The organism is Streptomyces sp. B5E4 (genome assembly GCF_039871555.1).
Taxonomy (GTDB): Bacteria; Actinomycetota; Actinomycetes; order Streptomycetales; family Streptomycetaceae; genus Streptomyces.
The window spans coordinates 119,723-130,472 of the sequence record NZ_JBDPMI010000009.1 but is presented as its reverse complement, the minus strand read 5'-3'; the positions used below and the strand labels follow the sequence as shown (position 1 = coordinate 130,472).

Here is a 10,750-nt window from a genome sequence, read left to right as displayed (position 1 = left end):
CATCCTGGACTGGATTGAGTGAGCCGCGCGGACTCGGTTCGAGGAGACAGATGTCAGTCGCGGGCCGGAGCATGCCCCGGCACCGTGTGCTCTACGACGCGTGTCGGCGTACGCGCGCAGCATCGCGGGGAAGACACGCTGGTATGACCGCCATCTTCGTATCAGTTGTGGGCGTGCTCGGCACCGTCATGGGGGCCGCCCTCACCGCCTTCGTTGCAGCCCGTACGGAGCAGCGCAGGGAAAGATCACAGGACCGTGTGCAGTTGAATGAGCTGCGGGTCGAGCATCAGCGATGGCGCCGAGAACGCCGACAAGCTGCCTACCTCTCCTTCCTCGAAGCGCTGGGGACCGCTGACCGGGACAACCAAGCCTTCTTCCGTGAGCTGCGGGCTAGACGCTCGCCGGCCCCGCTCGACGAGGCGCGGATCGGTGCGATCAGGCTGAAGTTCAAGGACGCCGAGAGCGCAGGGTTCGTGGTGATCCTGGAAGGTCCCGAGGTCGTCGCGGAGGCGGCGCAGAACCTCGTCGATCAGTTGTCTTCTCTGGTCCAAGGCGTTCGTGAGTACGCGGAAGCAGCCGCGACGGACAGCCTTGGCAACGGGGGCGACACCGTGCACGAGGTCGGCATGAGATTCATAGCGGAGAGAAATGCGTTTCTCGGCTTGGCCAGGGACGTGCTGGACGAAGTGGCCAGGCACGTCCAGGTCGGCCCCGAGGCTCGGCTTCGCGATCAGATTCGCTGATGCTGAAGCACAGACGACTCGGTTGAGCGAGACAGGACAGTCACGCCCAAGAACGCCGTCTGAACTGCGGATCTGCCGTTGTAGATCATTACGTGGTCATTACGTGATCAGTGACATGGGGCTGCTTCTGGCGGCGTTCGGCTGCGTACGCAAGAAGACCCCGTACTCAGCGCTTGCGCTGGTCACGGGGTCTTGGGCACCTCAAGCGAGGTGCCCCCGGCAGGATTCGAACCTGCGCACACGGCTCCGGAGGCCGTTGCTCTATCCCCTGAGCTACGGGGGCGTGTCCGCCGCGTGGTGGTGCGGTGACGGGTAGAACCCTACCAGCTTCGTGGGGGTGGTCGGGTACTGGGTTTTGGGGGTGGGGGGCGGGGTGTGTGTGCAGGTCAGGGGCGGAAGTGTCCAAAAGCCGGACGTAGGGGGGCGGGCGCGCCTACCCTTTTCCCTGTGCCTGGCTTGTCCGGTCGGGTCCTTGTCGTCGATGACAACAAGGTGATCCGGCAGCTGATCAGGGTCAATCTCGAACTTGAAGGTTTCGAGGTCGTGACCGCGGCCGATGGTGCCGAGTGTCTGGAAGTCGTCCATCGGGTGCGTCCCGATGTGGTGACGCTCGACATCGTCATGCCCCGGCTCGACGGGCTGCGGACCGCCGCCCGGTTGCGGGCCGATCCGCGGACGCGGGAGCTGCCGATAGCGGTGGTCAGCGGGTGCAGTGAGCTGGAGGCCGAGGCGGGGCGGGCGGCCGGGGTGGATGCGTTCCTGGCGAAGCCCTTCGAGCCGGTCGATCTCGTACGGGTGGTGCGGCGGCTCGCTGCGCGGCGGGCCTCGCAGCGGGTCGGGGAGTCGGTCGCCGGGGATGCCGCCGACGACGCGGAGCCCGCCGGGTCTCCGGTGTGCTGAGCCGGGGACGAGTCCGGTAAAAGGGTTCGCCTCCCCACCCCGTGTCTCTCGTACGCTGGTCCCGTGGACCCCGCAGAGCTCACCGGCACCGTGTTGCGTACGGTGCGATCCGCCGCGGTGGGTGAGCTCGGCGCACCCGTGCCGGCGCGCGTCGTCGTGGAGCGGCCGCGGCCCGGGGGAAGCGGTGACTACGCCACCAACGCCGCCCTGCAGCTCGCCCACGTCGCCGGGCGCGACCCCCTCGACGTCGCCGCGCTGCTGCGCGACCGGCTCGCCGCCCAGCCCGGCATCGACACCGTGACCGTCACCGGGCCCGGGTTCCTCAACATCACCCTCCGGACGGACGGCGATCCCGTCGAGGACGCGGTCGCCGCCGGGGAGCTGTTCGGGCACGGGGACTTCCTGGCCGGGAAGTCCGTCCACCTCGTTGCCGACGGGCACCCTCGTGCCCGCGTTCTCGCCGATTGCCTCCGGCGGCTCCTCCTCGCCGCCGGTGCTTCCCTCGACGAGCACGGTGAGCTTGTTCGGGTACGGGCCGTGCCTACCCCCTCCGTCCCCGGGGAGTTCCCCGCCGACGCGCTTCACTGGGCCTTCCTGCGCGCCCCCGCCCACCAACGGCCCCGTCTCACACCGGAACTGCTCCTCCGCCGCGAGGCCAACCCCCTCTTCCGTATCCAGTACGCCCACTCCCGCACCGCCGCGCTCGCCCGCGCCGCCACCGCCCTCGGCATCGACGCCGACCGGCCACCCGCCGCGCCCCCCGCCGCCCCCGTGCGGCACACTCGCTCCGACGGCGCCCTCCGCGCCGCCATCGGCGAGCTCCCCGCCGTCGTGGAGACCGCCGCCCGCCGCCGCGCGCCCGACCGGCTCGCCCGGCACCTCGACGTCCTGGCCGGCGCCTTCCTCGGTGCCGAGGCGGCCCACCCCGCCCTGCCCAGCGGCGACGAGGAGCCCACCGCCGTGCACCGCGCCCGGCTGCGCCGGGCCGCCGCCGCCGGCGTCGCCCTGCGCAACGGCCTCACCCTGCTCGGGATACGGGCCCCGGAGCACCTGTAGTCACCCGTGAGCCATCTGTGAACACCCCGCACCACCGAAGGAGTACCCCGCCGTGAGCCGATCCGCCCACCCCGCCGGGCCGCGGCACGGCGACGTGCTGCCCGAAGGGCACTACGCCGCACCGCCCGCCGACCTCAACGACCTCGACGCCCGCGTCTGGGCCCGTACCGTCGCCCGCGGCGCCGACGGCGTCGTCACCGTCGGCGGGCTGCCCGTGACCCGGCTCGCCCAGGAGTTCGGCACCCCGGCGTACTTCCTCGACGAGGACGACTTCCGCGCCCGCTGCCGCGCCTGGACCGACGCCTTCGAGGACGCCGACGTCTTCTACGCCGGCAAGGCGTTCCTCTCCCGCGCCGTCGTCCGCTGGCTGCGCGAGGAGGGGCTGAACCTCGACGTGTGCTCCGGCGGCGAGCTGGCGACCGCGCTGGCCGCCGGGATGCCGGCCGAGCGGATCGCGATGCACGGCAACAACAAGAGCCCGGCCGAGATCGAGCGTGCCGTCGAGGCCGGCGTCGGGCGGATCGTGCTCGACTCGTACCAGGAGATCGTCCGCGTCGCGCACCTCGCCGAGCGGCTCGGGAAGCGCCAGAGGGTGCAGATCCGGGTGACGGTCGGCGTCGAGGCGCACACGCACGAGTTCATCGCCACCGCCCACGAGGACCAGAAGTTCGGCCTCGCGCTCGCCGAAGGACAGGCGGCCGAGGCGGTACGGCGGGTGCTGAAGCTCGACTCCCTGGAGCTGGTCGGCATCCACAGTCACATCGGCTCGCAGATCTTCGACATGGCCGGCTTCGAGGTCTCCGCCCGCCGCGTCGTCGGGCTGCTCACCGAGATCCGCGACGAGCACGGGGTGGAGCTGCCCGAGATCGACCTCGGCGGCGGCCTCGGCATCGCGTACACCCCCGAGGACGATCCGCGCGAGCCGCACGAGATCGCCAAGGCCCTGCGCGACATCGTCTCCCGCGAGTGCAGCGCCGCCGGGCTGGCCATGCCGCGGCTGTCCGTCGAGCCGGGCCGGGCGATCGTCGGCCCGACCGCGTTCACGCTGTACGAGGTCGGCACGGTCAAGGAGCTGGAGGGGCTGCGTACGTACGTGAGCGTGGACGGCGGCATGTCGGACAACATCCGCACCGCGCTCTACGACGCCGAGTACTCGGTGGCGCTGGCCTCCCGCGCGTCCACGGCCGAGCCGATGCTCGCCCGCGTCGTCGGCAAGCACTGTGAGTCCGGCGACATCGTCGTACGCGACGCCTACCTCCCGGCGGACCTGGCGGTCGGCGACCTGCTCGCGGTGCCGGCCACCGGGGCGTACTGCCGCGCGATGGCGAGCAACTACAACCATGTGCTGCGCCCGCCCGTGGTGGCGGTGGCGGACGGCGCGGCGCGGGAGATCGTGCGCCGCGAAACGGAGGAGGACCTGCTGCGGCTCGACGTGGGCTGAGCAGCAGTCCGCTCATATCTCAAGCCGTAAACGGTACGTCTCGGCATCCGGACAGGGCGTCGCAATCGCCCGCCGCTGCGTGAGACTGGAATCGCCCCCCATCGGTGCACGTGAGGAACGAGGTCGTATGAGCGAGAGGCGTCCGCTGAAGGTGGCGCTCCTGGGCTGCGGGTCCGTCGGCTCCGAGGTCGCGCGCATCATGACGGCGAACGCCGCCGACCTCGCCGCCCGGATCGGCGCCCCGGTCGAGCTGGCGGGCGTCGCGGTGCGGCGCGCGGGGGTGGCGCGGCCGGGGATCCCGGACGAGCTGGTCACCACGGACGCCACGGCGCTGGTCAAACGCGGCGACATCGACATCGTCATCGAACTGATCGGCGGCCTGGAGCCGGCCCGTACGCTCATCACCACCGCCTTCGAGCACGGCGCCAGCGTCGTCACCGGCAACAAGGCGCTCCTCGCCGAGGACGGCCCCAGCCTGCACGCCGCCGCCGCCCGGCACGGCGTCGACCTCTACTACGAGGCCGCCGTCGCCGGCGCCATCCCGCTCGTCCGCCCGCTGCGCGAGTCGCTGGCCGGTGACAAGGTCAACCGCGTGCTCGGCATCCTCAACGGCACCACCAACTTCATCCTCGACCGCATGGACACCTCCGGCGCCGGCTACGCCGAGGCGCTGGAGGAGGCCACCGCGCTCGGCTACGCCGAGGCCGACCCCACCGCCGACGTCGAGGGCTACGACGCCGCCGCCAAGGCCGCGATCCTCGCCGGCATCGCCTTCCACACCCGGGTCCGCCTCGACGACGTACACCGCCAGGGCATCACCGAGATCACCGCCGCCGACATGGCGTCCGCGACCCGTATGGGCTGTACGGTCAAGCTGCTCGCCATCTGCGAGCGCACGCCCGACGGCACGTCCGTCACCGCGCGGGTGCATCCGGCGATGATCCCGAGGACGCACCCGCTGGCCTCCGTGCGCGAGGCGTACAACGCCGTCTTCGTCGAGGCCAGCGCCGCCGGGCAGCTCATGTTCTACGGCCCGGGCGCCGGCGGCGCCCCGACCGCGAGCGCCGTGCTCGGCGACCTCGTCGCGGTCGGCCGGCACCGGCTCAGCGGCGGCAGCGGGCCGGGGGAGAGCGCGTACGCGCAACTGCCGGTGGCGCCGCCCGACGGTGTCGTGACGCGGTACCACCTCAGCCTGGACGTGGCCGACCGGGCGGGCGTGCTCGCCCACGTGGCCGCGGTCTTCGCCGAGCACGACGTGTCCATCGACACGGTCAGGCAGCAGGGCAAGGACGGCGAGGCGTCGCTCGTGGTGGTCACGCACCGGGCGACGGACGCCGCGCTGGCGGCCACGGTCGAGGCGCTTCGGCAGCTGGAGACCGTCCGCGGCGTGGCGAGCACCATGCGGGTCGAAGGGGAGTGACGTAAGGAAATGGACGCAGTGATCGACGAACCGCGAATGTCGGGCACCCGCCAGTGGCGGGGCGTCATCGAGGAGTACCGCGACCGGCTGCCGGTCGGCGAGGCGACCCCGGTGGTGACGCTCCGGGAGGGCGGGACCCCGCTGGTGCCGGCCCAGGTGCTCTCCGCGCGCACGGGGTGCGATGTCCACCTGAAGGTGGAGGGCGCCAACCCCACCGGGTCCTTCAAGGACCGCGGCATGACGATGGCGATCTCCGTGGCGAAGGAGTCCGGCGCCCAGGCCGTCATCTGCGCCTCGACCGGCAACACCTCGGCCTCCGCGGCCGCCTATGCGGTGCGGGCCGGGCTGACCTGCGCCGTGCTGGTGCCACAGGGCAAGATCGCGCTGGGCAAGATGGGCCAGGCGCTCGTGCACGGGGCGCGCATCCTCCAGGTCGACGGCAACTTCGACGACTGCCTGACGCTGGCCCGCGCGCTGAGCGAGAAGTTCCCGGTGGCGCTGGTGAACTCCGTCAACCCGGTGCGCATCGAGGGCCAGAAGACCGCCGCCTTCGAGGTCGTGGACGCGCTCGGGGACGCCCCCGACATCCACGTCCTGCCCGTCGGCAACGCCGGCAACATCACCTCGTACTGGAAGGGCTACCGCGAGTACCACGGGGACGGCCTCGCCACCCGCGCCCCCCGGATGTGGGGCTACCAGGCGGCGGGCGCGGCGCCGATCGTGCGCGGCGAGCCGGTGAAGGACCCGAGCACGCTGGCCACCGCCATCCGCATCGGCAACCCCGCCTCGTGGGAGCTGGCCGAGCGGGCGCGCGACGAGTCCGGCGGGCACATCGAGGCGGTCACGGACCGGCAGATCCTGCGGGCGTACAAGCTGCTGGCCGCGCAGGAGGGCGTCTTCGTCGAGCCGGCCTCGGCGGCGAGCGTCGCGGGGCTGCTGCAGGCCGCCGAGCTGGGCCTGGTCGACCCCGGCCAGCGGATCGTCTGCACGGTCACGGGCAACGGCCTGAAGGACCCCGACTGGGCGGTCGCCGGCGCCCCGCAGCCCGTGGCCGTCCCGGTCGACGCGGACGCGGCGGCGGAGCGGCTGGGGCTGGCCTGACCGGGGCGCACCCGCGGCCCGTGCCCTGCGGCATACCCGCGTACGGCACGGGCGCACCGGCGTACGGCGCGGGTGGCAGCCCCCGCGGCCTGGGCGGACGGCCGTACGGCCCGGTCCCCGGGCGCGCACCGTACCGGCGGGCAGGCCGTGCGCCGGGGACGTGCGCGGGCCGCGCATCGAGCGCCTCCTGTGCGCCCTATGTCGCAAGGGAACCCACCTTCGATAAGCTGGCGTTGAGCCCGCCGGTGGAGTGTCCCGGGCACCCCCTTCGTATGTCGTCTGCACCGCCCCTCCGCGCGCGCACGGCGTGCCGCGGGGGCGCCGGTCGGGCACAGTCGTAACCGAGCTGATTTCCCCCACCGCCCGGGAGACCGGGTGAGAGTCACAAGGAGAGTCACGCAAGCGATGGCCGGTCCAGCCTTCCGCGCCGCGCCCGTACGCGTCCGCGTGCCGGCGACCAGCGCCAACCTCGGCCCCGGCTTCGACACGTTCGGACTCGCCCTCGGGCTGTACGACGACGTGGTCGTCCGGGTCGCCGACTCCGGGCTGCACGTCGACATCGCCGGCGAGGGCGCGGAGAACCTGCCCCGGGACGAGTCCCACCTGCTCGTACGGGCCATGCGCAGCGCCTTCGAGGCGCTGGGCGGGCAGCCGCGGGGCCTCGAAGTGGTGTGTGCCAACCGGATTCCGCACGGCCGCGGGCTCGGTTCGTCCGCCGCGGCGATCTGCGCCGGCATCATCGCGGCGCGGGCGGTGACGATAGGCGGCGCCGAGCGGTCGGGCGCCCTCGACGACACCGCGCTGCTGGAGCTGGCGACGGAGCTGGAGGGCCACCCCGACAACGTCGCGGCCTGTCTGCTCGGCGGTTTCACCCTGGCCTGGACGGACGACGGTACGGGCGGCGCGGGCACGGCGCCCGGGGACGCCCCCGCGGCGGTACGGGCCCTGCGGCTGGAGCCGGCCGGGGGCGTCGTCCCGGTGGTGTTCGTGCCCGGCAACCCGCTGTCCACCGCGGAGGCCCGCGGCCTGCTGCCCCGTACCGTGCCGCACGCCGACGCGGCGCTGACCGCCGCCCGCGCGGCGCTCTTCGTCGAGGCGCTGACCCGGCGCCCCGAGTTGCTGCTCACCGCCACCGAGGACCGGCTGCACCAGGACTACCGTGCGCCCGCGATGCCGGAGAGCACGGCGCTGGTGGCGCGGCTGCGCGCGGACGGCGTGCCCGCGGTGATCTCCGGCGCGGGGCCGACGGTGCTGGCGTTCGCCGAGGACGGCGCGGCCGAGAAGGTCGCCCGTTCGGCGGGCGAGGGCTGGGCTGCCAACCGGCTGGCCCTCGACCGGGAGGGGGCGAGCGTGCTGCCGCTGGCCTGACCGGCCGCGGCGGCCGTGCCACGCGACGTACGCGGGCACGCGCAGGTCAGAGGGACCGCGCGGAGCGCCCGCACGACGACCCGCACCACAGGTTGCACAACACGGAACCGGCGGCCGATGCCGGGAGAGGGGGAATGTCTGCAGGATCCGATAGTGTTAACCTCAAGGCAGCACCAGCGCACTTCAGTCGTAGGCTCAACACGGCAGTGCTGTGTGCTGGGGTCTCTCCGGGCCGCAGGGCCCGGGGGCAGGTCCCACAAGGGGATTTCCCCGCCGGGGCAGCCTTTCTTCCGGGAGCCTTCCACATTGCCTGAGCAGCCTGCCGGTGCAGTGACGCTCCCGAATCGGCACCGCTGTCGTGCGTGACACCCACCCGAGTGCCTCGTGCCATCAGCATGCCGACCCTGCACAGTCTTCACCGCCGTACGGCGGACCACCGCACCGACGCGGACCCGCGGACGCAAACGCACGGGCCGCAGCCGGAGAGCACGACCGGTCGCCGAGCCAGACAGGCCGACGCACCGCTCCAGGGAAGGACCCTTCGTGAGCGACACCACCGATCTGATGGGCGTCAACGCAGAGAACGCCGCCAGCCCAGCTTCTGGGGGTGCCTCCCAGCAGGAGACTGGGGCAGCTCCCGCAACCACCGCCGGTTCGACCAGGCGCCGTCGCGGCGCCGGCCTGGAGGGCATGGTCCTGGCGGAGCTCCAGCAGATCGCATCCGGCCTCGGGATCCGGGGCACCGCTCGGATGCGCAAGAGCCAGCTCATCGAGGTGATCAGGGAGAGGCAGGGCGCCGACGGCGGCAAGCCCGCCGAGGCCAAGGCCGAGAAGGCCGCCGACAAGGCGGGCAAGGACGCGCAGGCCGACGGCGGCGCGGCGCGGCCGAAGCGCCGGGCCACCTCCCGGGCGCGTACCGACGCGGCCGAGCCGGCCGAGGGCGACGGCCGCAAGGACGACGGCGACTCGCGGATCGACATTCCCGGCCAGCCCGTCAAGGTGCAGGACACCGGCGCCGAGCAGAACGGCGGCGAGAAGGCCGACAAGGGCGAGAAGGCCGAGAAGGCCGACAAGTCCGAGAAGGGCGGCGACGCCAAGCAGTCCGGCGACGGCGGCCGGCAGAAGGGCGACCGCCAGGGTGGCGGCGACCGGCAGGGCGACCGGCAGAGCGGCGGGCGCCGCGACCGGCAGAACCGCCGCAACAAGGGCGACGACGGCGGCGGCCAGGGCGGTGGCGGCGGCCAGCAGAACCAGGGCGGCGGCGGCCGGCAGCAGCAGCAACAGCAGCAGGACGACGACTTCGACGGCGGCCGGCGCGGCCGCAGGGGCCGCTACCGCGACCGCCGCGGGCGCCGCGGTGGCCGTGAGGACTTCAGCGAGCCGCAGATCGCCGAGGACGACGTCCTGATCCCGGTCGCGGGCATCCTCGACATCCTCGACAACTACGCCTTCGTCCGCACCTCCGGCTACCTGCCGGGCCCCAACGACGTGTACGTCTCGCTGGCCCAGGTGCGCAAGAACGGCCTGCGCAAGGGCGACCACGTCACGGGCGCCGTGCGCCAGCCGCGCGACGGCGAGCGCCGGGAGAAGTTCAACGCGCTCGTCCGGCTCGACTCGGTCAACGGCCAGGGGCCGGAACAGAGCCGCGGCCGGGCGGAGTTCGGCAAGCTCACCCCGCTCTACCCGCAGGACAGGCTGCGGCTGGAGAGCGACCCGGGTGCGCTGACGCCGCGCATCATCGACCTGGTCTCGCCCATCGGCAAGGGGCAGCGCGGGCTGATCGTGGCACCGCCGAAGACCGGCAAGACGATGATCCTGCAGTCGATCGCCAACGCGATCACCACGAACAACCCCGAGTGCCACCTCATGGTCGTCCTCGTCGACGAGCGGCCCGAGGAGGTCACCGACATGCAGCGGTCGGTGAAGGGCGAGGTCATCTCCTCGACCTTCGACCGCCCGGCGGAGGACCACACCACGGTCGCCGAGCTGTCCATCGAGCGGGCCAAGCGGCTCGTCGAGCTGGGCCACGACGTCGTCGTGCTGCTCGACTCGATCACCCGGCTGGGCCGCGCGTACAACCTGGCGGCGCCCGCCTCCGGCCGCATCCTGTCCGGCGGTGTGGACTCCACGGCGCTCTACCCGCCGAAGAAGTTCTTCGGCGCCGCGCGCAACATCGAGGACGGCGGCTCGCTGACCATCCTGGCCACCGCGCTGGTCGAGACCGGCTCGCGGATGGACGAGGTGATCTTCGAGGAGTTCAAGGGCACCGGCAACATGGAGCTGCGGCTCGACCGCAAGCTCTCGGACAAGCGCATCTTCCCCGCGGTCGACGTGGACGCCTCCGGTACCCGCAAGGAGGAGATCCTGATGGGCAGCGACGAGCTGGCCATCGTCTGGAAGCTCCGCCGGGTGCTGCACGCGCTGGACCAGCAGCAGGCCATGGAGCTGCTGCTGGACAAGATGAAGCAGACCAAGAGCAACGCGGAGTTCCTGCTGCAGATCCAGAAGACGACGCCCACGCCCAACGGCGACTGACGCGCAACCCGGCGCCGGTCCCACGCGAACCGGTGCAGGTCGGGCAGTTTTCGTAGGCAAAAGCCTCCCCTTGGAACGAGGGGAGGCTTTTGCGCGTTCAGCAGGACGTGTGTAACCCTTTTAGGTGATCCCTGTCGGGGAATGTGGGGAAAAGTTCGGATATACCCGCGGTCATCAGGGACCTGA

Annotated in this window: 8 protein-coding genes and 1 tRNA gene; 8 read left to right on the top strand and 1 reads right to left on the bottom strand. The window is 72.4% G+C overall.

Annotated features, from left to right (window positions below):
* The first annotated feature begins 143 nt into the window (after positions 1-143).
* The gene (locus ABGA99_RS14870) at positions 144-743 is read left to right on the top strand and encodes a hypothetical protein (RefSeq protein ID WP_347578339.1); all 600 of its coding nucleotides are present in this window, start codon (positions 144-146) and stop codon (positions 741-743) included.
* A gap of 211 nt (positions 744-954) precedes the next feature.
* On the opposite strand, the gene ABGA99_RS14865 is transcribed toward ABGA99_RS14870, so the two are convergent.
* Positions 955-1,026, bottom strand: a tRNA-Arg gene (locus ABGA99_RS14865).
* Positions 1,027-1,190: 164 nt separating this feature from the next.
* Between ABGA99_RS14865 and ABGA99_RS14860 the strand changes: the two genes are divergently transcribed.
* The 7 genes from ABGA99_RS14860 to rho all read left to right on the top strand — a co-directional run bounded on the left by ABGA99_RS14860 (position 1,191) and on the right by rho (position 10,564).
* Positions 1,191-1,643, top strand: a complete 453-nt coding sequence (locus ABGA99_RS14860) for a response regulator (protein WP_347582792.1) — start codon at positions 1,191-1,193, stop codon at positions 1,641-1,643.
* A 63-nt stretch (positions 1,644-1,706) separates the two neighbouring features.
* Positions 1,707-2,699, top strand: a complete 993-nt coding sequence (locus ABGA99_RS14855) for a DALR anticodon-binding domain-containing protein (protein WP_347578337.1) — start codon at positions 1,707-1,709, stop codon at positions 2,697-2,699.
* A gap of 52 nt (positions 2,700-2,751) precedes the next feature.
* A complete protein-coding gene (gene lysA, locus ABGA99_RS14850; protein ID WP_347578336.1) occupies positions 2,752-4,140 on the top strand; it encodes a diaminopimelate decarboxylase in 1,389 nt (462 codons plus the stop codon).
* A 127-nt stretch (positions 4,141-4,267) separates the two neighbouring features.
* Positions 4,268-5,560, top strand: a complete 1,293-nt coding sequence (locus tag ABGA99_RS14845) for a homoserine dehydrogenase (RefSeq protein WP_347578335.1) — start codon at positions 4,268-4,270, stop codon at positions 5,558-5,560.
* A gap of 36 nt (positions 5,561-5,596) precedes the next feature.
* Complete coding sequence (gene thrC / locus ABGA99_RS14840; protein ID WP_347582828.1) at positions 5,597-6,661, top strand: threonine synthase; 1,065 nt, start codon at positions 5,597-5,599, stop codon at positions 6,659-6,661.
* Positions 6,662-7,066: 405 nt separating this feature from the next.
* Positions 7,067-8,029 carry a homoserine kinase gene (thrB, locus tag ABGA99_RS14835; RefSeq protein WP_347578334.1) on the top strand — a complete coding sequence of 321 codons (963 nt, stop codon included), beginning with the start codon at positions 7,067-7,069 and terminating at the stop codon, positions 8,027-8,029.
* Between the two features lie 543 nt (positions 8,030-8,572).
* Entirely contained in the window at positions 8,573-10,564 is a 1,992-nt protein-coding gene (rho, locus tag ABGA99_RS14830; protein WP_347578333.1) for a transcription termination factor Rho, read from the top strand.
* Positions 10,565-10,750: the final 186 nt, after the last annotated feature.